Origin of the sequence: Serratia bockelmannii (genome assembly GCF_051803255.1) — a bacterium.
GTDB classification, from domain to species: Bacteria; Pseudomonadota; Gammaproteobacteria; order Enterobacterales; family Enterobacteriaceae; genus Serratia; species Serratia bockelmannii.
The window spans coordinates 3,904,119-3,928,330 of sequence record NZ_CP196512.1; the positions used below are offsets into that span (position 1 = coordinate 3,904,119).

The 24,212-nt window shown below is 60.3% G+C and carries 23 protein-coding genes; 5 read left to right on the top strand and 18 right to left on the bottom strand.

The features are described from left to right. Positions 1 to 13: 13 nt before the first annotated feature. Positions 14 to 847 (bottom strand): enoyl-CoA hydratase/isomerase family protein, encoded by an 834-nt coding sequence (locus ACSJLU_RS18625; protein ID WP_025303894.1) that lies wholly within the window; start codon positions 845 to 847, stop codon positions 14 to 16. A gap of 122 nt (positions 848 to 969) precedes the next feature. On the opposite strand from ACSJLU_RS18625, the gene ACSJLU_RS18630 reads away from it, so the two are divergent. After that, on the top strand, positions 970 to 1,332 hold the full coding sequence (locus ACSJLU_RS18630) for a winged helix-turn-helix transcriptional regulator (RefSeq protein WP_089196169.1): 363 nt from the start codon (positions 970 to 972) through the stop codon (positions 1,330 to 1,332). A gap of 75 nt (positions 1,333 to 1,407) precedes the next feature. On the opposite strand, the gene ACSJLU_RS18635 is transcribed toward ACSJLU_RS18630, so the two are convergent. The 6 genes from ACSJLU_RS18635 to guaB form a co-directional block, all read right to left on the bottom strand. Beyond that, a complete protein-coding gene (locus ACSJLU_RS18635) occupies positions 1,408 to 1,740 on the bottom strand; it encodes a type II toxin-antitoxin system RelE/ParE family toxin (RefSeq protein ID WP_025303896.1) in 333 nt (110 codons plus the stop codon). Positions 1,741 to 1,771: 31 nt separating this feature from the next. After that, entirely contained in the window at positions 1,772 to 1,999 is a 228-nt protein-coding gene (locus tag ACSJLU_RS18640; protein ID WP_025303897.1) for a type II toxin-antitoxin system Phd/YefM family antitoxin, read from the bottom strand. 119 nt (positions 2,000 to 2,118) lie between these two features. Beyond that, entirely contained in the window at positions 2,119 to 2,787 is a 669-nt protein-coding gene (locus tag ACSJLU_RS18645) for a hypothetical protein (RefSeq protein WP_439041018.1), read from the bottom strand. 50 nt (positions 2,788 to 2,837) lie between these two features. Beyond that, a complete protein-coding gene (locus tag ACSJLU_RS18650; protein WP_439041019.1) occupies positions 2,838 to 3,287 on the bottom strand; it encodes an HNH endonuclease in 450 nt (149 codons plus the stop codon). Positions 3,288 to 3,764: 477 nt separating this feature from the next. Next, positions 3,765 to 5,342 carry a glutamine-hydrolyzing GMP synthase gene (gene guaA / locus ACSJLU_RS18655; protein ID WP_043138057.1) on the bottom strand — a complete coding sequence of 526 codons (1,578 nt, stop codon included), beginning with the start codon at positions 5,340 to 5,342 and terminating at the stop codon, positions 3,765 to 3,767. 102 nt (positions 5,343 to 5,444) lie between these two features. Next, entirely contained in the window at positions 5,445 to 6,908 is a 1,464-nt protein-coding gene (gene guaB / locus ACSJLU_RS18660) for an IMP dehydrogenase (protein ID WP_038629838.1), read from the bottom strand. Positions 6,909 to 7,078: 170 nt separating this feature from the next. Between guaB and xseA the strand changes: the two genes are divergently transcribed. Next, entirely contained in the window at positions 7,079 to 8,455 is a 1,377-nt protein-coding gene (xseA, locus tag ACSJLU_RS18665) for an exodeoxyribonuclease VII large subunit (RefSeq protein WP_380826105.1), read from the top strand. A gap of 5 nt (positions 8,456 to 8,460) precedes the next feature. Here the strand turns inward: xseA and ACSJLU_RS18670 are convergent, their stop codons facing one another. Both ACSJLU_RS18670 and ACSJLU_RS18675 read right to left on the bottom strand, forming a co-directional pair. Then, the gene (locus tag ACSJLU_RS18670; protein WP_380826106.1) at positions 8,461 to 10,827 is read right to left on the bottom strand and encodes a glycoside hydrolase family 31 protein; all 2,367 of its coding nucleotides are present in this window, start codon (positions 10,825 to 10,827) and stop codon (positions 8,461 to 8,463) included. A gap of 11 nt (positions 10,828 to 10,838) precedes the next feature. Beyond that, positions 10,839 to 12,149 (bottom strand): MFS transporter, encoded by a 1,311-nt coding sequence (locus ACSJLU_RS18675; protein WP_099816858.1) that lies wholly within the window; start codon positions 12,147 to 12,149, stop codon positions 10,839 to 10,841. A gap of 359 nt (positions 12,150 to 12,508) precedes the next feature. Here ACSJLU_RS18675 and ACSJLU_RS18680 point away from each other — a divergent pair, with 359 nt between their 5' ends. The 3 genes from ACSJLU_RS18680 (at position 12,509) to ACSJLU_RS18690 (ending at position 15,020) form a co-directional block, all read left to right on the top strand. Continuing rightward, positions 12,509 to 13,591, top strand: a complete 1,083-nt coding sequence (locus ACSJLU_RS18680) for a LacI family DNA-binding transcriptional regulator (RefSeq protein ID WP_380826110.1) — start codon at positions 12,509 to 12,511, stop codon at positions 13,589 to 13,591. Between the two features lie 62 nt (positions 13,592 to 13,653). Then, positions 13,654 to 14,679, top strand: a complete 1,026-nt coding sequence (locus ACSJLU_RS18685) for a M4 family metallopeptidase (RefSeq protein ID WP_033644087.1) — start codon at positions 13,654 to 13,656, stop codon at positions 14,677 to 14,679. Continuing rightward, positions 14,679 to 15,020, top strand: a complete 342-nt coding sequence (locus ACSJLU_RS18690) for a protealysin inhibitor emfourin (RefSeq protein WP_033635587.1) — start codon at positions 14,679 to 14,681, stop codon at positions 15,018 to 15,020. The genes ACSJLU_RS18685 and ACSJLU_RS18690 overlap by 1 nt, the downstream gene beginning before the upstream one ends. Positions 15,021 to 15,024: 4 nt before the next feature. On the opposite strand, the gene ACSJLU_RS18695 is transcribed toward ACSJLU_RS18690, so the two are convergent. The 9 genes from ACSJLU_RS18695 to pilW all read right to left on the bottom strand — a co-directional run bounded on the left by ACSJLU_RS18695 (position 15,025) and on the right by pilW (position 24,183). After that, positions 15,025 to 15,246 carry a zinc ribbon domain-containing protein gene (locus tag ACSJLU_RS18695; protein WP_049296119.1) on the bottom strand — a complete coding sequence of 74 codons (222 nt, stop codon included), beginning with the start codon at positions 15,244 to 15,246 and terminating at the stop codon, positions 15,025 to 15,027. Positions 15,247 to 15,259: 13 nt separating this feature from the next. After that, positions 15,260 to 16,216: an AEC family transporter gene (locus ACSJLU_RS18700; RefSeq protein ID WP_025303906.1), complete on the bottom strand. Its 957-nt coding sequence runs from the start codon at positions 16,214 to 16,216 to the stop codon at positions 15,260 to 15,262. Positions 16,217 to 16,315: 99 nt separating this feature from the next. Further along, entirely contained in the window at positions 16,316 to 17,806 is a 1,491-nt protein-coding gene (gene der / locus ACSJLU_RS18705) for a ribosome biogenesis GTPase Der (protein ID WP_004941442.1), read from the bottom strand. A gap of 255 nt (positions 17,807 to 18,061) precedes the next feature. Further along, positions 18,062 to 19,243, bottom strand: coding sequence for an outer membrane protein assembly factor BamB (bamB, locus tag ACSJLU_RS18710; RefSeq protein WP_025303907.1), 1,182 nt, complete (start codon positions 19,241 to 19,243; stop codon positions 18,062 to 18,064). 11 nt (positions 19,244 to 19,254) lie between these two features. Next, positions 19,255 to 19,875, bottom strand: a complete 621-nt coding sequence (locus ACSJLU_RS18715; RefSeq protein WP_025303908.1) for a YfgM family protein — start codon at positions 19,873 to 19,875, stop codon at positions 19,255 to 19,257. Positions 19,876 to 19,888: 13 nt separating this feature from the next. Beyond that, positions 19,889 to 21,163, bottom strand: coding sequence for a histidine--tRNA ligase (gene hisS, locus ACSJLU_RS18720; protein WP_025303909.1), 1,275 nt, complete (start codon positions 21,161 to 21,163; stop codon positions 19,889 to 19,891). 139 nt (positions 21,164 to 21,302) lie between these two features. After that, positions 21,303 to 22,424 carry a flavodoxin-dependent (E)-4-hydroxy-3-methylbut-2-enyl-diphosphate synthase gene (gene ispG, locus ACSJLU_RS18725; protein WP_016929756.1) on the bottom strand — a complete coding sequence of 374 codons (1,122 nt, stop codon included), beginning with the start codon at positions 22,422 to 22,424 and terminating at the stop codon, positions 21,303 to 21,305. 45 nt (positions 22,425 to 22,469) lie between these two features. Next, the gene (gene rodZ / locus ACSJLU_RS18730; RefSeq protein WP_025303910.1) at positions 22,470 to 23,444 is read right to left on the bottom strand and encodes a cytoskeleton protein RodZ; all 975 of its coding nucleotides are present in this window, start codon (positions 23,442 to 23,444) and stop codon (positions 22,470 to 22,472) included. Then, complete coding sequence (gene pilW, locus ACSJLU_RS18735) at positions 23,434 to 24,183, bottom strand: type IV pilus biogenesis/stability protein PilW (protein WP_127146618.1); 750 nt, start codon at positions 24,181 to 24,183, stop codon at positions 23,434 to 23,436. The genes rodZ and pilW overlap by 11 nt, the downstream gene beginning before the upstream one ends. Positions 24,184 to 24,212: the final 29 nt, after the last annotated feature.

The window sequence follows — 24,212 nt, forward strand, 5'->3', positions numbered from 1 at the left end:
GCGAGGCGGTGCCTTAGCGGGCAAGATGCCGCAGCAGGCCTTCAAGGTTGCGCTCCCCTTCCGGGGTTTGCGCACCGGCCTTCAGCCCACCGCGGATCAACCGCTCCGCGGCCGGGCGTGCGAACAATCCCGCCCAGGCGTCGTGCTCGCGATAAAAACCGGCCTGCAGATCCGGTGCAGGCATCGCCTGTTTGGCCGCCGCAATCACCCCCGCAGGCAATGCCGCGATATTGCGCGCTAACCGCTCGACGAAATCATCCAGCTCGGCGGCAGGCAAGGCGCGGTTAATCCAGCCATAACGTTCTGCGGTAGCGGCATCGATGAGATCGGCGCCCAGGATCACTTCCAGAGCGCGGCCGCGTGTCATTCGGCTCGTCAGATACTGCGTCGCGCCGCCGCCGGGCGTAATGCCCATCAAGGCCTCGCACTGGGCCAGCCCCGCCGCTTCCCGTGCCGCGAAAGCCATATCGGCCGCCGCCACAAACTCGGCGCCACCGCCGCGCGCCAGCCCGGCCAGCTTAACGAGAGTGACCTGCGGCTGGCTGCGCAGCAGTTCGCCAAACGCCTGGAACGGATTTAGCCCCTCCGGCGCGTTGCTCGCCAGTTCGTCGAAAGCGTGCGGCTCATCGATCAAGGTCATATCGACGTGAGCAATAAAGAACGCTGGGTTCGCGCTCTGGAACACCAACACCCGCGTATCCGGATCGTCACGCACCGCGAGCAATAAACGGCTGATTTCCGACATCAGCGCCACATCAAGCACGTTTACCGGTGGGTTATCGATAGCGATCGTCATCACGCCGTGCGCATGAGACAGCCTGAGCTTGCTGAAATCTGTATCTGTCATCTCAATGTCCTTTTACCTGGGGTACAAGTGCGGGTTTTTCACGCCGTGTGTCGAATGGTATACTTTGCATACCTGGCGTCAATTACGCACCTTAAGCATCCCAGGGATGCAGGAGGATACCGATGGATACGACCGACCTTGTTTACCGCGCCGACTGCCCAAGCCGCATCGTCCTCGATCAGATTGCCGATAAATGGTCCATGATGGTGCTGGAAGTGCTGCGTGAACCGCAGCGCTTCAACGCCATCAAGCGCCGTTTGGATGGCGTCACGCAACGCGTGCTGACCCAGACCTTGCGCAAACTGGAACGCAACGGCATGGTGCATCGCAAAGTGTTGGACGGGCGGGTGCTTGGCGTCGAGTATTCGCTGACGCCGCTTGGCAAATCCCTGCAGGGGCCGTTCTCGGTACTGTTCGACTGGACGCTGGGGAATATTGAGGCGATTCAGGAGTGCCAACGCAAGTATGATGAGCAGGACGAGTGATGCGGTTCCTCCTGTTCCAATTATTGAAGGCCGCATCATTGTCGGAAAACAGGAATTAGGCAATCGAACGGGCTATCAGGGCATGATCAGACGCTTAAACAGCAGCTGCTGGATATCCTGCCGATGTGACAAAATCGCATGTGCTGTTACCAACCTTCCGTCTACGGAATACAAAACCCGGTAACCGCCAGCATGATTAAACTCCCGGTACTTTGCGCAGCCGATTTTGAGCAGCTCAGGGCAAATCTGGCATCCCTGCGGGAACTGGCCAATGATGCTCTCAAATTGAGTGAGAATATCTGCGATAACCGGGCGCGGTTCGACATCAACGCGACGGAGATGGTTCACTATTGTATCGATGCAGTGCTTTACCGTAAGCGTGTACTCAAAGGTCACCTGCTGTTCCATTGCAATCCCTTAATGTTGAGCACTGTAATGCTTAAAGCCCATTCAACAGCTGTTCCTTCGAGAACACGCGCCCTTCCGCTTTATCTTTCTCTGACAGCGTCAGCAATTTCAGCAAAGCAATGGCGTTCTCCCGCTCCTGCTGCTGCTCATAGGATTCTATCACGTAGGCGGGAACCCCATTTTGCGTGACCAAGATAGGCTCAGAGAGATCGAGCGTGGCCGCGTTTTTTTTAACGTAGCTGATGGTCTCTACTTTCATCGTGCCCCCAAGGCTATCAATCACACCAAGGTCTAAATATAGGCCAAATTTAGACCAAAAACAATAATCTGTTTTACCCATGGCTTACTTTCTCCCATTAAAAAACAGACAGTAATACGTCACAGAGAAGCAAGTTGGCTCCAAAACTCGACGGATGTCTCAATACGCGAATCGATCGCCACCAGCTCTGGATGTTTTTTTACACCAGAAGAATGGGCTACCAGTTCAACCAGCGTCATCTCTATGGTTTTACCAAGCGACGGGAACAACACCAATGCGTAACCCTCTTCGCAGTTAATGAATGGGCTAGACAAAGTCGATGGAGCCAGTTCCACAACAAACGGAATAGCCTGATCAATAGTGCCACTCAGCGTATAAGAGGAACCCGTGTTCACCACAGTAAACACGACAGCCCCTCGGTAACCAATGAATTTAGAAAACAATGGATTCTTTGGCGCTATCAAAGTCGCGCTACCTCGTGTCTGTCCAGACTCTCCATCCTTCGGCCAGCAGGTCTTGCGTGCCTCTTTCGCCATATCAGTATCCAGATATAACTCGCCAAACAGTGAGCAACCCACCCCCATTGCCAGCTTTGCAAGGAAGCGCTGATCAAAGTGTACATGTACATCAATTTGCCCCCTAACGCTTCCTGACTTAAGGGCAGCCATGACAACGCTAATATTCGACTCATCATCTACCGACCAAGCATCGAAACCAGAAAGCAGTCCCTCACCTGATTCATCTACTCTTGCACAAAGGATTTTCCGGACTTTGGTGGATCTGAACATTTCCAAGAAGCTGGCAATACCGATTTCCCAGCGGATAGGGTCTTGACTCGTCAGGAATAGTATGCTGTCGATGGCTTCTTTTTCTTGTCGATAGGATTACCACCCGAATAACCATGGAGTCGCTTGTCATCCGTACGAAGCCAGATGATCGTCTCCCCTGATGGGCCAACCCAATGCTCGGCAACTTGCCCCTCGTCAAGAACTAGCCCGGCAAACTTGCTCTGGCCAATACAGACCAAGGGTATCGGTTGATCGATCAGGCTCGTGTATAACCGATGTGCTGCAATGCTCAGGCCATTCGTCACAAACCATGATTTTGCGTAGGAAGCATCAACGAACAACCCAAGCCGGTTATTGCACTGCTTGCAGACATTACGAAGCATATATTGTTGCGGAGCAAACTCGCCGCCCATGAATTGTGGGATCGCATGCTCAAGGCTTTCTTCACTCTTAGGCTTATTAAGCCCGCAATACAAACAGACAAAGCCAGGCTTAGCCATAAATAACTTTTCCTCGGAGTTTTGCATACTACATAGAGGTAACGTACTGATCTGTCGTCCACGGATCGGAGGTAAATGGCATTGCTCATTGTGGGTAAGTGCAGCAGCATATGAATCAATGCGCTAGAAACCTAAATTGCCATTCTCTGAACCGTAAATTTGTTGTTTGTGAGAGGCTATATTTGACAAGGAGACTTCTCTCGTAGCCACCGGAGAGTAATACTCGGTTCATCTCCAAATTAACCATAGATATAAAATATGCCTCAGTGGCTTGACCTACTCGTACTATGAACTGCTTGCTCATGGCGATATGGTGCCAGACCCCAAACATAGAAATAGGCTCAAATCATACCACCAACCATACCTTAAAAATGAAGTACTTGGCGATTCAACAAATTGCTAAAAATGAGAACTAAGTAAATATGAAAAAGCCCGCAATAGCGGGCTTCGTTTTATCGTTACTACATCAAAGCAGGATCACTCCCACTCAATCGTCGCCGGCGGCTTGCCGCTGATGTCGTACACCACGCGGGAGATGCCGTCCACTTCGTTGATGATGCGGTTGGAGACGCGGCCGAGGAAGTCATACGGCAGGTGCGCCCAGTGCGCGGTCATGAAGTCGATGGTTTCTACCGCACGCAGGGAGACCACCCAGTCGTATTTGCGGCCGTCGCCCATCACGCCGACCGAACGCACCGGCAGGAACACGGTGAACGCCTGGCTGACTTTGTTGTACAGGTCGGCTTTGTGCAGCTCTTCGATGAAGATGGCATCGGCGCGGCGCAGCAGATCGCAGTACTCTTTCTTCACTTCGCCCAGCACGCGCACGCCCAGACCCGGGCCCGGGAACGGGTGACGGAACAGCATGTCGTACGGCAGGCCCAGCTCCAGGCCGATCTTGCGCACTTCGTCTTTGAACAGCTCTTTCAGCGGCTCGACCAGGCCCAGCTTCATCTCTTTCGGCAGGCCGCCCACGTTGTGGTGCGATTTGATCACGTGCGCTTTGCCGGTGGCGGAAGCGGCGGATTCGATCACGTCCGGGTAGATGGTGCCCTGTGCCAGCCATTTCACCTGCTCTTGCTTGCAGGCTTCTTCGTCGAACACTTCAACGAACACACGACCGATGATTTTACGCTTGGCTTCCGGCTCGTCCACGCCCGCCAGTGCGGTCAGGAAGCGGTTTTCCGCCTCAACGTGCACGATGTTCAGGCCGAAGTGGTCGCCGAACATTTCCATCACCTGCTTGGCTTCGTTCAGGCGCAGCAGGCCGTTGTCGACGAACACGCAGGTCAGGCGTTTGCCGATGGCCCGGTGCAGCAGCATCGCGGTCACGGAGGAGTCGACGCCGCCGGACAGGCCGAGGATCACGTGGTCTTCACCCACCTGCTCGCGGATGCGCTCGACCGCATCTTCGATGATGGTGGCTGGCGTCCACAGGGCTTCACACTGGCAGATGTCCAGTACGAAGCGCTCCAGCATGCGCTGGCCCTGGCGGGTGTGGGTCACTTCCGGGTGGAACTGCACGCCGTAGAAGCGTTTTTCTTCGTTGGCCATAATAGCGAACGGGCAGGTATCGGTGCTGGCGATGGTCACGAAGTCGGACGGGATCGCGGTCACTTTGTCGCCGTGGCTCATCCACACGTCCAGCAGCGGTTTGCCGGCCGGGCTGATAGCGTCTTCGATGTCGCGCAGCAGCGCGCTCTCTTTGACGATTTCCACCTGCGCGTAGCCGAACTCGCGTTCGTTGGAACCCTGCACATGGCCACCCAGCTGCATCGCCATGGTCTGCATGCCGTAGCACACGCCCAGCACCGGCACGCCGGCGTTGAACACGTAGTCAGGGGCGCGCGGGCTGCCGGCTTCGGTGGTGCTTTCCGGGCCGCCGGACAGGATGATGCCGCTTGGGTTGAATTCGCGGATCTGCGCTTCGCTAACGTCCCAGGCCCACAGTTCGCAGTAAACGCCGATTTCGCGCACGCGGCGGGCGACCAGTTGAGTGTATTGCGAACCGAAGTCCAGTATCAGGATGCGATGCTTATGGATATTTTGTGTCATGTGAGGCGAATTCCAGCAACAAGAGAAAAAGAGCGAAAATGTGTGTTTCGGGATGGGGCTTGGCGCCCCACCCCGGCCTCTCACTCAGGAGAGGTTAAGGCATCAGCCCATGCGGTAGTTCGGCGACTCTTTGGTGATGGTCACGTCGTGCACGTGGCTTTCCTGAATGCCGGCGCCACTGATGCGCACGAACTCCGCCTTGGTGCGCAGATCGTCGATGGTGGCGCAGCCGGTCAGGCCCATGCAGGAGCGCAGGCCGCCCATCTGCTGGTGCACGATGGCTTTCAGCATGCCTTTATAGGCGACGCGGCCTTCGATACCTTCCGGCACCAGTTTGTCGGCGGCGTTATCGGTCTGGAAGTAACGGTCGGAAGAACCTTTGGACATCGCGCCCAGCGAGCCCATGCCGCGGTAAGATTTGAACGAACGGCCCTGATACAGCTCGATTTCGCCCGGGGATTCTTCGGTGCCCGCCAGCATGGAGCCGACCATCACGCAGGATGCGCCCGCGGCGATCGCTTTGGCGATGTCGCCGGAGAAGCGGATGCCGCCGTCGGCGATAACCGGAATGCCGGTGCCTTCCAGCGCTTCCACCGCGTCGGCGATGGCGGTGATCTGCGGTACGCCCACGCCAGTCACGATGCGGGTGGTGCAGATGGAGCCAGGGCCGATACCCACTTTCACCGCGCTCACGCCGGCTTCAGCCAGCGCTTTGGCGCCCGCTGCGGTCGCGACGTTGCCGCCGACGATCTGCAGATCCGGGTATTTGGCGCGAGTTTCGCGGATGCGCTGCAACACGCCTTCGGAGTGGCCGTGCGAGGAGTCGATCAGCAGGACGTCAACGCCTGCCGCCACCAGCGCGTCAACGCGCTCTTCGTTGCCGGCGCCGGCGCCGACCGCCGCGCCCACGCGCAGACGGCCGTGCTCGTCTTTACAGGCGTTCGGCTTACGTTCCGCTTTCTGGAAGTCTTTAACGGTGATCATGCCCAGCAGGTGGAAACTGTCGTCCACCACCAGCGCTTTTTCTACGCGCTTTTCGTGCATCTTCTGCAGCACCACGTCGCGCGCTTCACCTTCTTTCACGGTGACCAGGCGATCTTTCGGCGTCATCACCGCAGTCACCGGCTGAGACAGATCGGTCACGAAGCGCACGTCACGGCCGGTGATGATGCCGACCAGCTCGTTGTCTTCGGTAACGACCGGGTAACCGGCGAAGCCGTTGCGCGCGGTTAGCTCTTTCACTTCCTGCAGCGTGGTGGACGGGGTAACGGTCTGCGGGTCGGTAACTACGCCGCTTTCATGCTTCTTCACGCGGCTGACTTCTTCAGCCTGGCGCTCGATGGACATGTTTTTGTGGATGAAGCCCAGGCCGCCTTCCTGCGCCAGCGCGATGGCCAGGCCGGATTCGGTCACGGTATCCATGGCTGCGGACAGCATAGGGATGTTCAGGCGGATGGTTTTGGTCAGTTGAGTGCCGAGCTCTGCGGTGTTAGGCAGAACCGTGGAGTGGGCTGGAACCAGGAGGACGTCGTCAAACGTCAGAGCTTCTTTAGCGATACGTAGCATGGGCAATATCTCACCAGGGTGGGCTGTGAAAAAGATAAAATATTGCCGCGGCATTATACAGAGCGGAATCGGTTGCCTCCAGCACTTTCTTACAAAAAGTCTTGATTACCTTTTTCAGCCATGTAGTATCGACCAATTAAGTGATTGTTTTGAAATTTGATCTGGGTCACATGTCGCTACCTGTTTCGCCTTCCATTTTTACCGTAAGCCGCCTCAATCAGACGGTTCGCCAACTGCTGGAAATGGAAATGGGGCAGATTTGGCTCTCCGCCGAGATCTCCAACCTCTCCCAGCCCGCCTCCGGCCACTGGTATTTCACGCTGAAAGACGACCGCGCCCAGGTGCGCTGCGCGATGTTCCGCAACAGCAACCGCCGCGTCACCTTCCGGCCGCAAAACGGCCAGCAGGTCCTGGTGCGCGCCAGCATCACGCTGTATGAACCGCGCGGCGACTACCAGCTGATCGCCGAGAGCATGCAGCCCGCCGGCGACGGCCTGCTGCAGCAACAGTTCGAGCAGCTGAAACAGCGCCTGAGCGCCGAAGGGCTGTTCGATCAGCAGTTCAAGCAGCCGCTGCCCGCCCCGGCCAAACGCGTCGGGGTGATCACCTCCGCCAGCGGCGCGGCGCTGCACGATATCCTGCAGGTGTTGCAGCGGCGCGATCCATCGCTGCCGATCGTCATCTACCCCACCTCGGTGCAGGGCGCGGAAGCGCCGATGCAAATCGTGCGCGCCATCGAGACCGCCAACCGCCGCGATGAATGCGACGTGCTGATCGTCGGCCGCGGCGGCGGTTCGCTGGAAGATCTGTGGAGCTTCAACGACGAACGCGTGGCGCGGGCGATCTTCGCCAGCCGCATTCCGATCGTCAGCGCCGTCGGCCATGAAACCGACGTCACCATCGCCGACTTCGTCGCCGATCTGCGCGCGCCGACCCCTTCCGCCGCCGCCGAACTGGTCAGCCGCAATCAGCTTGAGCTGTTGCGCCAGCTGCAGTCGCAGCAGCAGCGGCTGGAGATGGCGATGGATTACTATCTGGCGCAGCGCCAGCAGCAGTTCACCCGCATTCACCACCGTTTACAGCAGCAGCATCCGCATCTGCGCCTGGCGCGCCAGCAGACGCTGCTGTTCAAGCTGCAGCGCCGGATGGAAGACGGCATGCAGCAACAGCTGCGCCTGGCCGCCCGCCGCAGCGAACGCGCCCAGCAGCGGCTGGCGCAGGTGCAGCCGCAGGGCCGCATTCACCGCTACCAACAGCGCGTACAGCAGCAGGAATACCGTCTGCAGCAGGCGATGGAGCGGCAGCTCAACTCCTACCGCCAGCGCTTCGGCGTGGCCTGCAGCCAACTGGAAACCGTCAGCCCGTTGGCGACGCTGGCGCGCGGCTACAGCGTGACGCAAACTCCGCGCGGCGAGCTGCTGAAAACCACCAAGCAGGCGCAGGTCGGCGAACTGCTGAAAACCCGCCTGCAGGATGGCTGGGTGGAAAGCGAGGTGAAAACCATCACCGTCGCCAAAAAGCCGCGCAAGAAGCGCGCGGCCGAGTAACCCTCCTACTCCAGCGTAAAACGCTCGCCCGGTTCGCCGTTCACCCACAGCGCGCGCGTTTCACCTTCCGGCAGGCTGAGCGTCAGCGTGCGCCAAGCCGGGCGGAAATGCCCTTCCGTCGTGATATCCAGCATAATGCGCTGATTGTCGCAGCGCATTTCCCAGCGCAGCCACAGCGCATCGCCCTGCCGCCAGCCGTCGCTTTCACCGTCGTCCTCAAACAGCAGCCCACGGCTTGCACCGCAGCCCTTGAGCGGAAACAGCCGCAGCTCGCGCCGATCGTCGGCGGCCACGTCCACATGCGCCAGCCGCTGCGACAGCGGCAGCGCTGCCCCGGCGCGCACCAGCAGCGGCAGACGCTCCAGCGGCGCCGCCAGCGTTACCGTCTGGCCGCCGCCGAACCACTGGCCGCTGTAGAAGCAGTACCAGCCTTCGCCGTTGTCCGGCAGATACACCGAACGCCGGCGCTGCCCCGGTTCCACCACGCTGGCCACCAGCAGATCGCGGCCGATCAGAAAATCGTCGTTCTCGCCGAAGGCGCGCGCATCCTGTTCATGATCGAGGAAGGTCGGGCGCAGCATCGGTTCATCGTCGGCGCAGGCCTGCCATAGCAGGGTGTAGAAATACGGCAGCAGCCGGTAACGCAGGTTGATCGCCTCGCGCACCGCCGGGGTGGCGGCCGGGTACATCCAGGGCTCGTTGACCGTGGCGTCGTCGTTCCAGGAGTGGATAGTGAAACGCGGATGCATCACGCCGTTTTGCACCCAGCGCACCAGCAGCTCCGCGTCCGGTTTGTCGCCGGAGAAGCCGCCGACGTCGTGGCCGAGGTTATACAGCCCGGACAGGCTCATGCCCAGCCCCATGCGGATGTTGTAGCGCAGCGTCTGCCAACTGGTGCGGTTGTCGCCGCTCCAGGTCTGCACATAGCGCTGCATGCCGGCGCAGCCGGAGCGCGAGATCAAGTACGGCCGCCGCTGCGGCGCGAAGCGCTGCTGGGCCTCCATCGAGGCGCGCATCATCAGCAATGGCATCACCGGTCGGATATGCTTGATGGCGATCGGCCGCCCGAAGCCGTGGCAGCGCGCTTCGCCGTCCCACACTTCGTATTCGTTGTTGTCGTTCCAGGTCGAGTCGATGCCCATCTCCAGCAGCTGCTGCGTGACGCCCTGCTGCCACCAGCGCACCGCCGCCGGGTTGGTGAAGTCGAGGTGCGATCCCTCGTCGTCCCAGAAGCTGGAGCGCTCCGGTGCGTCGCTTTGCGAATCGCGGATAAACAGCCCCTGCGCCGCCACCGCCTGATACTGCGGGTGATCCTGCAGCAGGCATGGCTTGATGTTGGCCGCCAGCCTGAGGCCGGCGTCGTGAAACGCCTGGCTGAGCAGCTTGGGCTGCGGCACCTTGTCGTAGTTCCAGTTGAACACGTAGCGCTTGTTATTGATCGAGGTGTAGCCCGACGACAGCTGGAAAGAGTCGCAGGGTATGGCGTGTTGACGGCACAGCGCGATGAACTGCTGCAGCTGCTGCTGGGCGTCCGGCGCGTCGGTGTAGTGCATGGTCGAACCGCTGTAGCCCAGGCTCCACTTCGGCCCGAAGTGGGTGCGGCCGGTCAGGCGCACGAAGGCCTTGGTGACGTCCAAAACCTTCGGCCCGAGGAACAGGTAGTAATCCAGATCGCCCGATTCGGCCTGATAGCGGCGGTAGGCCGCGTGGTAGTTGTCTATCTCGTTGCCCAGATCCAGCCAGCAGCTGCTCAGGTTATCGTAGAACAGGCCGAAGCTCGCCTCCGGCCCGCGGGTGATGGTAAACGGAATGTGCTTGTACAGCGGATCGGTGCTGGCGGCGTTGTAGCCCATGGCGTCCAGATTGCGCATCTCAAAGCGGCGGCCGGTGCGTTCCAGATCGCCGGCCTTCTCCCCCAGGCCGTAATAGCGCTCATCGGCGAAACGCCGCTGGTAATGCGCCACGCCGTCGCCGTGCGCATTGAGCAGGTAGGCGCTGGTCGGCCGATCCGACGCCAGCGGCCGCCACTCGCCGTCGGCGGTGCAATACTCCCACGCCAGCCACAGCGGCTGATGCACCGTCACGCGCAGCAGCGGCGTGCTGACCACCAGCCGATCGCCCTCCCGACGCAGCTGATAGCCCGGCAGGCTGAAACCGGCGACGCTGAGCCGATCGCGCCCCTCCCAGGGCACATCCTCTTGCGGCGCAATGCTCCAAGTGCGATCCAGCGCCAGCCCGCCCTCACGTTTGATCAACACGCGGAACAGACCGTCTTCCAGCACGTACAGGCAGAAACGGTGGCGTTCATCGACCAGCAGCTCGACGTGGTCCGCATGCTGCGCCGCCAATGTCCAATTTTTCAAGGTTTTCATAAATATTCCACTTAGCTGTGTGAAGGGGTTTTCTTACCGCCGCGCTCGGCAATCAGGGCGATCAGGAACAGGGCGCCGATCAAATCGAAGAAGCCCATCGCGATAAACAGCGGGTTAAAGCCGAGGGTGTCGGATACTGCGCCGATCAGGAGCGTGAACAGGAAACTGGCGATCCAGGCGCTGGAGCCGCGCATGCCGTTCACCGTCGCCATTTGATTCTTATCGAACGATTCCACCACCAGGGCGCTGAGCATGCAGGAGATCACCTGGTGGCCGAATCCGCCGATCGAGATCAGCGCGATCGCCACATAGGGATCTTGGGTGATCGCGACAAACGCCAGCGACACCATCAGGAAAGCGCCGGTCACCGAGCTGGCGACCACCGAGTTAACGCGGCTGCAGCCGAACCATTTGCGGTACAGGGTGGTGAGATAGCCGCTGGCGACGCTGCCGATATCCGCCGCCAGGAACGGCAGCCAGGCGAACATCGCGATCTGTTTCAGATCCATGCCGCGTTCGGTGGCCAGGTACAGCGGCACCCAGAAGCTGAAGACCGCCCAGGCCGGCTCGGCGAGAAAGGCCGGGATGGCGATGCCGTAGAATTTCTTGTTCTTGCACAGGCTGGCCAGCGAGGTGAGAAACGGCAGCTTCGGCAACACCGGCTCGTTGTCTTCGCGGATCAGATCCAATTCTTGCTGGCTGAGGTTCGGGTGCTGCTGCGGCGAGTGGTAGAACAGCCACCACAGCACCACCCAGATCAGCGCCAGCCCGCCGGAGAACAGGAAGGCGCCTTGCCAGCCGAAGGAGACGTGAGCGATGACGATGATCGGCGGGGCCAGCATGGCGCCGATGGAGAAACCGACGCCCGCCCAGCCGGCAGCGATCGGCCGCTCCTTCTTCGGGAACCAATCGGAGATCGCCTTGGCGTTGGCCGGGGTGGCCGCCGCCTCCGCGCCCCCCATGAAGAAGCGCAGAATGGCCAGTTGCAGCCAGCTGCCGGCGCCGGCGTGCAACATGCATACCACCGCCCAAATGCCGGCGCAGATCAGAAAGCCCATCTTCAGGCCGATAACGTCGATCAGCCAGCCACAGATCGGCTGGAACACCGTGTAGGCCAGTTGGAACGACGCCACCACCCAGGCATATTGCTCGGTGCTCATGTTCAGGCTGGTTTTCAGCTCCGGCGCCAGAATGCCCAGCGAGTTGCGGGTGATGTAATTGACCGTCACGCCCAGCAAGAACAGCGCCAGCATCCACCAGCGCAGCGATTTGAACTTGCGCCGGCCGCTCTGCGCGACCGCCTGATTGATCTCCACACTCATCGGTTCTCTCCCCGCGGCCACCGGCTACGGCGACGCGCGTTTTGGTAGGGTACGTTGCGCTATCAAACACGGGACGATGAAAACGGGTCGGCGCCGTATCATTGGCCGACAGACAATCACAACCCCATGATTTATTTTTTGTTTTCTTTTTCGCACACCGTTAAAATTGGACTGACAGGTCGGTAAAATTGGTGTACCAATGCAGACTACTCAGCGATAGCGCGCAGCGAAACGGAGTTTTTTGCAAATATTTTCACGGGTGGGTGAAAAAATAGCCATAATGGGCATGAAAGCCGGTCAAGACGCTGAAAATGCGCAGTGAAAATATTCTCATGGACGAATTTGAAGGAGATCACAAAATGAACGGAAAGCTGAAAATTCAGGAGATCGCTCGCCAAACCGGGTTGTCGATCAGCACCGTTTCCCGCGTGCTGGCGGGTAAGGCCAACACCAGCGCCGAGGCGCGCCGTAAGGTGCTGGACTGTGCGCAGCAAAACGGCATTCTGCAGGGCATTTCCAGCGGCCGGCTGATGCTGAACAACGTGATGGTGTTCGCGCCGCAGCGCGCGTTCGACGTGCGCACCGACATCTTCTACTACAAGGTCATTCAGGGCATTGCCGCCGCACTGATGGAGCACGAGGTGCGCATCCGCTACTGCGGGCTGGAAGAACGGCACAGCGACGGCGCGCTGTTTCTGGAAAAGATGAGCGACCCGCACACCGAAGCGGCGCTGATCATCGGCATCGACGACGAGCATATCCACACCCTGGCCGCCGATCTGCACAAGCCCTGCGTGCTGATCAACTGCAGCGATCGGCAGATGCGGCTGGACAGCGTCTCGCCGGATCATCAGCTGATCGGCGACTATTCCGCCAGCTACCTGTTTCAGCAGGGGCATAGCCATATCCTCAATCTGCAGTGTCTGCGCCGCCACACCATGGAGCTGCGGCTGGCGGGCATCCGGCAGGCCTACGCCCGGCATCATTTGCCGTTCGACGATGGCCGCCATCTGGTCACCACCTCCGGCTTCGGCAGTGAAGAGGCCGAGCAGGCGCTGACCACCTATCTCGATGGCCTCCACGGCCACTCCCCGCTGCCGACGGCGATCCTGGCCGGCGGCGACTACATGGCGGTCGGGGCGGTCAAGGCGCTCAACAAGCGGGGGCTGAGCGTGCCGGGCGACGTCTCGGTGATGAGCACCGACGGCTTCAATCTGGCAGAAATCCACGATGTGCCGCTGACCTCGGTGCAGGTGCCGCGCGATGAGCTGGGCTACGAGGCGATCCAGCTGCTGCAGCGGCGCATGCTGCGCGCCGACGCGCCGCCGTGCAATCTGCTGCTGCACGGCCGGCTGGCGGTACGCGCCTCGGTGCGGCGCATCAGTCCCCACAAGACCACCCCTGCGGTGAGCACGCATGACCACAGGCTTTATGACGAGTAGGCTACACTTAGGCTCAGTGCATTCATTCGATGAGGTAAATTTTTTGCCTAAGGAGAGCCAGTATGCCAGCCCAGCGCATGCGTTCCGTCATTCCTCCCTACATGCTGCGCCGCATTATTGAACACGGTAACGCCCCGCAGCGCGACTGCGCGCTGCACACCCTGAACCACGTGCAAAGCCTGCTCGGCAACAAGCCGCTGCGTTCACCGACCGAGAAAAACGCCCGAGCCGGCGAAGCGCTCCGCGATATCTACGACGCCCAGAACGGCACCCAACTGCCCGGCAAACAGGTGCGCAAGGAGGGGCAGCCCAGCAACCACGACGTGGCGGTGGACGAGGCCTACGACTATCTCGGCGTCACCTACGATTTCTTCTGGCAGGCCTACCGGCGCAATTCGCTGGATAATAAAGGGCTGCCGCTGGTCGGCAGTGTGCACTACGGCAAGGAGTACCAGAACGCTTTCTGGAACGGCCAGCAGATGGTGTTCGGCGACGGCGACGGCGAGATCTTCAACCGTTTCACCATCGCCATCGACGTGGTCGGCCACGAGCTGGCGCACGGCGTGACCGAGAGCGAGGCTGGGCTGATCTACTACCAGCAGTCCGGCGCGCTCAATGAGTCGCTGTCCGACGTATTCGGCTCGTTGGTCAAGCAGTTCCACCTGCAGCAAACCGCGGATAAAGCCGACTGGCTGATCGGCGCCGGGCTGCTCGCCAAGGGCATCAAAGGCAAAGGGCTGCGCTCGATGTCGGCACCCGGCACCGCCTACGACGACCCGCTGCTGGGCAAAGACCCGCAGCCCGCCAGCATGAAGGATTATATCCAGACCAAGGAAGACAACGGCGGCGTACACCTCAACTCCGGCATTCCCAACCGCGCGTTCTACCTGGCGGCAACCGCGCTGGGCGGCTTCGCCTGGGAAAAAGCCGGCTACGTCTGGTATGACACGGTGTGCGACAAAGCGCTGCCACAAAACGCCGACTTCGCCACCTTCGCCCGCGCCACGGTGAAACACGCGCAGGCGCGTTTCGATCAAAGCGTGGCGGACAAGGTGCAACAGGCCTGGCATCAGGTGGGGGTGGAGTAATGAAACCGCTGCCGACGCTCAATCAGGATACGGTCATTGAGCTGGCGCGCGAGGGAGGCTTCGCCTACATTCCCAAACTGGCGGGCCAGCGCCGCATTGCGCTGGCCGATATCACGCCGGAGCAACGGCAGCGCCTGAATCAGTTGCTGAATCAGACGCTGCCGTACGCCCAGGAAGAGGGCCAACCCACCTCCCCCGGCTGCGGCGACCAGCGCTACTACCGCGTACAGATCAACTACACCAGCCCCACCCTGAGCACCGAGATCGTGCTGTTAATCCCGGAAAGCAGCGCGCCGCAGGCGCTGGTGGATTTGTGGAAAACCGGCCAGGTGGATGAGTGAGGGCTTACAGCGGCTGATAGCTGAAATTCACCCGTTTTTTGGAGATCAGCCCGTGCCCGTTCTGGCACAGGTAATCCACCGCCCCGCAGGCTTTCAATTCTTGCAGCGGCTGCCCGCACTCCGGGCAGCTCGCCAGCTGCCGATAATCGCAGAGGCAGGCTTCACAATGGTAATGACCCGCTACCCACTTCATGGTTTGACGACAGTGCGGACAATGCGCATCCATAACGGCTCCCAGGTTAAATCGCGCCCCATGAGCGCAAGAAATAGATCCCCAACGCGGTGGTGAAGAACGACCCGACGGTGGTGATAGCGATAATGTTGGCCGCCAGCGTGGCGTTGCCGCCCATGGCGCGCGTCATCACATAGCTGCCCGAAGCGGTCGGCGTGGCGGAAAACAGGAAGATAATGCCCAGCGCCGCCCCCTGAAACCCGCACAGCCAGCCGGCCAGCGTCATCAGGAACGGCACCAGAAACAGCTTGGCCGCCGACGACAGCGCCGCCACGTTGGACGAGCGGAACATGGCGCGAAAATCCAGGCTGGCGCCGGTGCACAGCAGTGCCAGCGGCAGCGACAGCGCGGAGATATAGCTGCCGGTCTGGCGGATCACGGTCGGGATGCCCAGCCCGGTTTGCGCATACAGCAGCCCGCACACCAGGCCGATGATCAGCGGGTTGGTAACGATGCTGCGCAGCAGCGACAGGTGGCTGATTTTCTTGCCCTGCCCACCCTGTAGGCTGCGCGTGAGGGTGATCACCGACAGTATGTTGAACAGAATCACCGTCACCGTCAGGTACAGCGAGGCGAGCGCAATGCCTTCGCTGCCATAGGCGGTCATGGCGTAGGCCAGGCCGACGATGGCGGTATTGGCGCGGAAACCGCCCTGCACGAACACCCCGCGCTCACGCGGTTCTTTCACCAGCCACTTGGCCGCCAGCTCCAAGAGCAGGAAGGTCGCCAGCGTGCCGACCGCGCCGAACAGCACCAGCGGCAGGTTGCCGAGCAGCTGCGGGTGGTTGGTGGCGATGCTGAAAAACAGCAGGCACGGCAGCGCCAGATTGAACACCAGGCGGGTCGCGCCGTCGACAAAGCGGTCATCCATCAGGCGCCAATGGCGTAGCAGGATCCCCAGCAGCATCATCAGCAGATTCGGCACGGTGACGTTGAACGCAAAACTCCAGGTTTCCCAGGACATGGTGTTCCTTCAGGCAGGCGAGGTAATCTTCAGATAATAAAACGATTTCGGGCCAATAAAAAAGGGGCGCGGCATCACTGCCGCGCCCCTCATGAGCAATTACTTGCTCTTTTTCAGATGGCTCATCAGGCGCTTGCGCTTACGCATCTGGGTCGGCGTCAGCAGGTTGCGTTTGCCGGCGAACGGGTTGTCACCCTCTTTGAACTGGATGCGGATCGGCGTCCCCATCACGTTCAGCGAGCGGCGGAAGTAGTTCATCAGATAGCGCTTGTACGAATCGGCCAGATCGCTGACCTGGTTGCCGTGGATCACCACGATCGGCGGGTTGTAACCGCCGGCGTGAGCGTATTTCAGCTTCACGCGGCGGCCGCGCACCAACGGCGGCTGGTGATCGTCAACCGCCATCTGCATTATTTTGGTCAGCATCGAGGTGTTTACGCGACGGGTTGCGCACTCGTAGGCTTCCTGTACCGATTCGAACAGGTTGCCGACACCGCTGCCGTGCAGGGCGGAAATAAAGTGCACGCGCGCGAAGTCGACGAAGCCCAGACGCAGATCTAGCATCTCTTTCACGTGCTCGCGATCTTCTTCGCTCATGCCGTCCCACTTGTTGACCGCAATCACCAGTGAGCGCCCACTGTTGAGGATAAAGCCGAGCAGCGAGAGATCCTGATCGGAGATGCCTTCACGCGCGTCGATCACCAGCAGCACCACGTTGGCGTCTTCAATCGCCTGCAGGGTCTTGATCACCGAGAACTTCTCGACGGTTTCAGTCACCTTGCCGCGTTTACGCACCCCGGCGGTGTCGATCAGCACATATTCGCGTTCGTCGCGCACCATCGGAATGTAGATGCTGTCGCGGGTAGTGCCCGGCATGTCATACACCACCACGCGCTCCTCGCCGAGGATACGGTTAGTGAGCGTAGACTTACCGACGTTCGGGCGGCCGACGATCGCCAGTTTGATCGGCAGATCCTGCGGGTTGAACGCTTCTTCCGGCTCTTCGTCTTCTTCGCCTTCCAGCGTTTCACCGTTTTGCTCGGCCCAGTAAGCGGCGTTGGCCTCTTCCTCGGTCAGCTCGACGTCTTCCGGTTTTTCCGGCACGAACGGCACCAGCACGTGTTCAATCAGCTGGGTCACGCCACGGCCGTGAGAAGCGGCGATAGCGAACACTTCACCCAGGCCGAGCGAGTAGAAATCGGCGGTGGCGGTGTCCGGATCCAGGCCGTCGGTCTTGTTGGCCACCAGGAAGGTCGCCTTTTGGCGGCTGCGCAGGTGCTGGGCGATGCCCTGATCCGCCGGCATCAGGCCGGCGCGGGCGTCGACCATGAACAGCACGATGTCCGCTTCTTCGATCGCCAGCAGCGACTGACCGGCCATGCGCGTTTCGACGCCGTCTTCGGTGCCGTCGATGCCACCGGTATCGACGATGATGAATTCATTGCCTTCGATTTCAGCACGACCATACTTGCGGTCACGCGTCAGCCCCGGGAAATCCGCCACCAGCGCATCACGCGTATGGGTTAAACGGTTGAACAAGGTGGATTTACCCACATTCGGGCGCCCGACCAGCGCGACGACAGGTATCATTGTTGAAGCCTCATTACTTAATAATCAATGCGTTACTGCACTGTGGATAGACACCAGCGGTGCAGCTTATAAAATACGAAACGGCCCCTGAACATTCAGGAGCCGTTTTCCCCTTCATCTTTCGCGCCACAGCGGCGTTGTCTGCGCACCTTCGCCTCGGTCACTTAGCTCACTAAGCTCCCGAGGACTCATGCGCTTGCCGCCTGGCTGCAACCCGAAATCTTTCGGGCGCAAGAAGGATCACGACGAGCGGCGTTAGCGGGTGAAAGCGTAAACTTTCCCGCCGCGAGCCTGGATGACCAGCTTGTCGCCGGCCACCATCGGCGCAGACAGGAAGCCGGAGCTGTCCACTTCCTGCTGGGCGACAAAACGGCCATCGGTGGTGTTGACCCAGTGCAGATAGCCTTCGGCGTCACCGGTCACCAGATAACCATTATACATCACCGGCGGCGTCAGGTTGCGGTGCAGCAGATCGCTTTGCGTCCACACGGTCACGCCGCCTTCGGTGCTGAGCGCCACCACGCGATCGTTCTGGTCGATCAGGTAGATGCGGCCCGCGTCGACGATGAAATCATTCACCGAACCCAGCTCGCGTTTCCAGATGATCTGACCGGAACGCAGATCCAGCGCCGTCAGGTTGCCGTTGTAACCCAGCGCGTAGACCACGCCGTCAACGATTACCGGCGTGGTGTCCACGTCGTTCAGGCGATCGATTTCGGTCGCGCCGCTCGGCTGAGAAATGCGCTGTTGCCAGATCAGTTGGCCCTGCTGCATCAGCACGGCGCTGACGCGGCCGTTGTCACCGCCGACGATGGCGGCGCCAAAGGCGACGGCCGGCGCGGATTCACCGCGCAGCGACAGCGAAGGCATGTCCAGGTTAACCGTCCACTTCACCGCGCCGTCGGCTTCGTTCAGCGCCTGCAGCATGCCGTTGGAGGTGTGCACCAACACCATGCCGTCGCTGATAACCGGACGTGAAATCGCTTCGCCGGCCACTTTGGTCTGCCAGGCGATGGCGCCGTCGGCGGTGTTCAATGCGTAAACCACCGCTTTTTCGCTGCCGACGTAAACCTTGTCGCCCGCAACCGTCAGGCCGCCCGACAGCAGCGCAGACAGGTTGCTGGAGAAGAAGCCGGTCTTCTCGGAGAGGTTGACCTTCCACTTCTCGTTGCCGCTGTCGGCGTCCATCGCTTTCACGATGCCAAAGCGATCGGCGGCGTAAATGGTGCTGTCCTGATAGGCCGGACGCAGGTGGGAGTAATACTCACCGATGCCGTCGCCCACCGAGGTACTCCACGCCTTGCTCGGCGTGAACTGATTTTCAACTTTCGGCAACGGCGACATGGTAACCACGTCTTCTTCGCTGTTAAACAGCGAGCAACCACTCAGCAAGGCAGCGGAAACCAGTCCGACCAAGAGTGTTTTACGCAATTGCATGGGAATTCCCCTTAGCTGGACAAGTTATTCAATTTCATGCGCAGCAGAACCTGCAGCGCCTGAGAAGCATTGGACTCAATGCCTTTGCTGTAAGCTTCGCGCGCGCCCTTGGCGTCGCCCTTGGCCAGCAATACATCGCCGCGCACATCCTGCATCATCGCCGCCCAGCCTTCGCCTTTCACGCCATCCAGCGTTTTCAGCGCTTCATCCAGCTTTTTCTCCTGCAGCTGGACACGCGCCAGACGCAGGTCGATCATCGCCAACAGGTTGTCGTCTTTGGTCTGGCCCTGCGCCAGCACCAGCTGCTGTTCCGCCTTGGCGAAATCATTCTGTTCGACAAAGTGCTTGGCCAACTGCAGCGCGGCCAGTACGCCGTAGCTGTTGCCGTTAGCCTGGACAAATTTCTCTGCGGCAGCCACGTCATCCGGCTTGCCGGCCGCCAGACGATCGCTGGCTTCCTGATAGGATTGCGATGCCGCCATCATGTTGGAGTTTTCATGGCTCTGCCAGTAACGCCAGCCAACCAGGGCACCAATTCCGAGCACCACGCCCACCGCCAGCGCTTTGCCGTTCTCGACAAAGAACCGACGCAGTGCGTCGACTTGTTCGTTTTCAGTGGTATAGACTTCCACGGTGTCCTTCTCCTTAACCTAACATCAAAGCCAGACGCGCAGCGACTTCGCTTTGCGCCAGCGTTTCTTGTTCACCACTGCGCAGGTCTTTCACCACCACCTGCTGCGCCGCCACTTCGCTCTCACCCAGGATCAGCGCGATGCGCGCGCCCCATTTGTCCGCACGGGTGATCTGTTTCTTGAAGTTGCCGCCGCCGTAATTGGTCATCAGCTTCAGCTGCGGCGCCGCGTCGCGCACCTGTTCAGCCAGCTGCATCGCCGCGCTCTGGGTGCCCGCGCCGGAAGAGATGACGTATACGTCGATAGCCGACGGTGCCTTGAATTCCGGGTTGACCGCCTGCACCAGCAACACCAGACGCTCGAGGCCCATGGCGAAACCGACCGCCGGGGTGGCGCGGCCGCCCAATTGCTCGACCAGGCCGTCGTAACGGCCGCCCGCGCAGACGGTGCCCTGCGCGCCCAGGCTGGTGGTCACCCACTCAAACACGGTGCGGTTGTAGTAATCCAGACCGCGCACCAGGCGCTCGTTAACGGTATATGGGATACCTGCCTGCGCCAAAAGTTCACACAGACCGGCGAAGTGAGCACGGGATTCTTCATCCAGGTACTCGGACAGGCGCGGCGCATCGTTCAACAGCGCCTGCACCTCAGGATTCTTGGAGTCCAGCACGCGCAGCGGGTTGCTGTACATGCGGCGTTTGCAGTCTTCGTCCAGCACCTCGACGTGCTGCTCCAGGAACGCCACCAGCGCGTCGCGGTAGTTGGCGCGCGCCTCCAGCGAACCGATGGAGTTCAGCTCCAGCTTGACGTGCTCGGCGATGCCCAGCGCTTTCCACCAGCGGGCGGTCAGCAGGATCAACTCGGCGTCGATATCCGGGCCTTGCAGGCCGAACACTTCTGCGCCCAGCTGATGGAACTGGCGATAGCGGCCCTTCTGCGGGCGCTCGTAGCGGAACATCGGGCCGATGTACCACAGACGCTGTTCCTGATTGTACAGCAGACCATGTTCGATGCCGGCGCGCACGCAGCCGGCCGTCCCTTCCGGACGCAGCGTCAGGCTTTCGCCGTTGCGGTCTTCGAAGGTATACATCTCTTTTTCCACGACGTCGGTCACTTCGCCGATCGCGCGTTTGAATAACGGGGTCTGCTCTACAATCGGCAACCGGATTTCGCTGTAACCGTAGCCGCCCAGCACCTGCTTGAGGGTGCCTTCAATACGCTGCCATAATGCCGTTTCTTCCGGCAGGTAGTCGTTCATGCCGCGAATGGCTTGAATGTTCTTTGCCACGTGAGTTCTCTGTCCGTTGTCTGTAAAAATGAACCCGATTATAGGGACTTTGCCGCCCGGTATTCAACGCGGATGCGGTTTTCTGCCCTTCAGGCTCATAAACAAGCGGGCCAACTGGCCCGCCGTGTAGCGATAACGCTTATTTTTCCAGCAGGTTGACCGTGATGCGGTTGCTTTCGTCCATCATCGCGGCCTTAGCGCGAATTTTCGCTTCCAGCTGGTCGATCATCTGTTCGTTGTCGAAACGCTCTTTCTGGCGCACGCCGTCTTCATAGAAGCCGCTCTTCTTGTGGCCGCCGGTCACACCCATGGTGGACACCAGCGCTTCGCCCGGGCCGTTCACCACGCAACCGATGATCGAGACGTCCATCGGCGTGATGATGTCTTCCAGGCGCTGCTCCAGCGCGTTCACCGTGCCAATCACATCGAACTCCTGACGCGAACAGGTCGGGCAGGCGATGAAGTTGATGCCGCGCGCACGGATGCGCAGCGACTTCAGAATGTCGAAACCGACCTTCACTTCTTCAACCGGATCCGCCGCCAGCGAGATGCGCAGGGTATCGCCGATGCCTTCAGACAGCAGCATGCCCAGGCCGATGGCCGATTTGACCGACCCGCTGCGCGCGCCGCCGGCTTCGGTGATGCCCAGATGCAGCGGCTGATCGATGCGCGACGCCAGCAAGCGGTAGGATTGCACCGCCAGGAACACGTCCGACGCCTTGACGCTGACCTTGAACTGGTCGAAGTTGAGACGATCGAGGATGTCCACGTGGCGCATGGCGGATTCCAACAGCGCTTCCGGCGTAGGTTCGCCGTACTTTTCCTGCAGGTCTTTCTCCAGCGAGCCGCCGTTGACGCCGATGCGAATCGGGATGTTCTTGTCGCGGGCGCAGTCCACCACCGAGCGAATGCGCGATTCGTTGCCGATGTTGCCCGGGTTGATGCGCAGGCAGTCTACGCCATATTCGGCAACCTGCAGCGCGATGCGATAATCGAAGTGGATATCGGCGACCAGCGGCACGTTGACCTGCTGCTTGATCAGTTTGAACGCCTCGGCGGCGTCCATGGTAGGAACCGAAACGCGGACGATGTCGACGCCCACGCGCTCCAGCGCTTTGATCTGATTAACCGTTGCTTCAACATCGGTGGTACGGGTGTTGGTCATCGACTGCACGGCAATCGGCGCGCCATCACCAATAGGCACCTTGCCGACGTAAATGCGTGTAGATTTTCGACGGTTGATGGGCGCTTGGTTATGCATTACTTACTCTCCATTGCTGCTCTGACATCACGACCAGCCGCGCGATTACTGCGCGGCGACGGTCAGGCGAGCAACACGGTTTGACTTAACGAACCGGCTTAAATCAACCGGTTTACCCTGATACTGGATCTGAACTGCCGCCGGCGCGCCGATGGTCAGTTTATACGGCGCAGTGCCGGTCAGGTTCAGCTTGCCACCTTGCTTCTGGGTGCCGCTGAACAGCGTTTTACCGCTCGCGTCGGTCACCTGCAGCCAGCAGTCGGCGGAGAAATCCATCACCAGCGCGTTCGGATCGGCCGCCGGCGCAGCCACGCCCGCATCGGCGGTCGGCAACGGCGCTTGTGCCGCCGGCGCGGTTTCCGGCAGGGTTGTCTGGCTTGGCGACACCACGGCAGGCTGCTGCTGGGCCGCGCTCGGCGCCTGGGCGGTCGCCGCAGGCGTCTGAGCCGCTGCGCCGGTATCAGCCGGCGTAGCGCTGTTGTCGACCAACGGCACGTTGGTGCCGGCGTCGGCATTGCCGTCGGTCAGCGGCACGGACTGCCCTTCGTTATTCTGTGAAAGCTGCGCCGAGGATTGATCGGCCATGGTGGCGATCTCTTCCTGCTGCGCCTTGTGGTTTTGCCACCACCAAGCGCCGGTCAGGCCGATCACCACGAACACGATAAGCCAGGTGAAGCTCATCAGCCAGCCGTCGCGTTTCTTGCGGCGCTTGCCCAGCGAGAAGCTTTGCATCGGCGCCACTTTCGCCATCTTCAACGGCGCCTGCTTGGCCAGCATCGGCAACAGTTCGTCTTCCGGCAGATGCACCAGCTTGGCGTAGGAACGGATGTAGCCGCGCACGAAGGTGGACGCGAGGTCAGCAGACACGCTGTCTTCCTCGATATCGCGCACGGTGGACATTTTGAGACACAGGCGTTCTGCAACGGTCTGTTGGCTCAGCCCGAGTTGCTCACGGGCCTGACGCAGGCGCTGGCCCGTCGTCATGGATACGGTTTTATCTTGGGAGGCTTCAGTATTCATTAGCTAAGAACTGCTGGTACTGTTTGGATTGTGGAAAACTTCGCGCTAGCTGCTTGCCATAGCGTTGAACGCTATCCTGGCGGCCGGCTGACGCGGCGAAACGAATCTGTAACCATAAGCTGCTGGCGCTGGCCGGCAGAACATGCTGATAAACATCCAATAAAAGTTGCGACTGGGCGCGCTTCCCTTCTCCAAATTGCTTTTCGGCCTCCGCCAACAGCGGAGTGCCTTTGTCCGGATCGACTTTTAGCGCGCGGCTCAACAGCGTGCGCGCCTCATCGTTTTGTCCGGCCTTGAGAAAACAGTAACCTGCGTTTTCCAGGCTGTCGGCGACCTGGCCATAATCGGGCACCAGCGCCGCAGCGCTAAACTGCTGTTGCGCCGGTACATACTGCCCTAAACCGCAAAGAAACGCACCGTAATTATTCAATACGGTGCCATTGCCCGGCGCAAGTTTGAGCGCTTGCCGATAACGCTGTTCGGCCTCGGCGCTTTCACCGTTCCGCTGCGCGTAGAGCGCCATGCCCAACTGCGTGCGGTAATCCTGCGGGGCCGCGTCCAGCGCCTTTTCCAGGTTCTGGCGCGCGGCGTCCATGTCGCCTTGCTGCAGGTACTCCAGGCCCAGTTGCAACCGCGTCTGGCCCGCCTCAGAGACTTGTGCTTCCTTTTCCGGCGCTGAACCGGAACACCCGGCCAACAACCCGGCCGCCAGCCACATACCCCACAGTTTCAGCTTCATGCCCGCATTCATTTCCTTATCGGCCGTCA

Coding starts and splice junctions, on each gene's coding strand:
- ACSJLU_RS18625 (WP_025303894.1), bottom strand. CDS start 847: ATGACAGATACAGATTTCAGCAAGCTCAGGCTGTCTCATGCGCACGGC.
- ACSJLU_RS18630 (WP_089196169.1), top strand. CDS start 970: ATGGATACGACCGACCTTGTTTACCGCGCCGACTGCCCAAGCCGCATC.
- ACSJLU_RS18635 (WP_025303896.1), bottom strand. CDS start 1,740: ATGGAACAGCAGGTGACCTTTGAGTACACGCTTACGGTAAAGCACTGC.
- ACSJLU_RS18640 (WP_025303897.1), bottom strand. CDS start 1,999: ATGAAAGTAGAGACCATCAGCTACGTTAAAAAAAACGCGGCCACGCTC.
- ACSJLU_RS18645 (WP_439041018.1), bottom strand. CDS start 2,787: ATGTTCAGATCCACCAAAGTCCGGAAAATCCTTTGTGCAAGAGTAGAT.
- ACSJLU_RS18650 (WP_439041019.1), bottom strand. CDS start 3,287: ATGGCTAAGCCTGGCTTTGTCTGTTTGTATTGCGGGCTTAATAAGCCT.
- guaA (WP_043138057.1), bottom strand. CDS start 5,342: ATGACACAAAATATCCATAAGCATCGCATCCTGATACTGGACTTCGGT.
- guaB (WP_038629838.1), bottom strand. CDS start 6,908: ATGCTACGTATCGCTAAAGAAGCTCTGACGTTTGACGACGTCCTCCTG.
- xseA (WP_380826105.1), top strand. CDS start 7,079: ATGTCGCTACCTGTTTCGCCTTCCATTTTTACCGTAAGCCGCCTCAAT.
- ACSJLU_RS18670 (WP_380826106.1), bottom strand. CDS start 10,827: ATGAAAACCTTGAAAAATTGGACATTGGCGGCGCAGCATGCGGACCAC.
- ACSJLU_RS18675 (WP_099816858.1), bottom strand. CDS start 12,149: ATGAGTGTGGAGATCAATCAGGCGGTCGCGCAGAGCGGCCGGCGCAAG.
- ACSJLU_RS18680 (WP_380826110.1), top strand. CDS start 12,509: ATGAACGGAAAGCTGAAAATTCAGGAGATCGCTCGCCAAACCGGGTTG.
- ACSJLU_RS18685 (WP_033644087.1), top strand. CDS start 13,654: ATGCCAGCCCAGCGCATGCGTTCCGTCATTCCTCCCTACATGCTGCGC.
- ACSJLU_RS18690 (WP_033635587.1), top strand. CDS start 14,679: ATGAAACCGCTGCCGACGCTCAATCAGGATACGGTCATTGAGCTGGCG.
- ACSJLU_RS18695 (WP_049296119.1), bottom strand. CDS start 15,246: ATGGATGCGCATTGTCCGCACTGTCGTCAAACCATGAAGTGGGTAGCG.
- ACSJLU_RS18700 (WP_025303906.1), bottom strand. CDS start 16,216: ATGTCCTGGGAAACCTGGAGTTTTGCGTTCAACGTCACCGTGCCGAAT.
- der (WP_004941442.1), bottom strand. CDS start 17,806: ATGATACCTGTCGTCGCGCTGGTCGGGCGCCCGAATGTGGGTAAATCC.
- bamB (WP_025303907.1), bottom strand. CDS start 19,243: ATGCAATTGCGTAAAACACTCTTGGTCGGACTGGTTTCCGCTGCCTTG.
- ispG (WP_016929756.1), bottom strand. CDS start 22,424: ATGCATAACCAAGCGCCCATCAACCGTCGAAAATCTACACGCATTTAC.
- rodZ (WP_025303910.1), bottom strand. CDS start 23,444: ATGAATACTGAAGCCTCCCAAGATAAAACCGTATCCATGACGACGGGC.
- pilW (WP_127146618.1), bottom strand. CDS start 24,183: ATGAAGCTGAAACTGTGGGGTATGTGGCTGGCGGCCGGGTTGTTGGCC.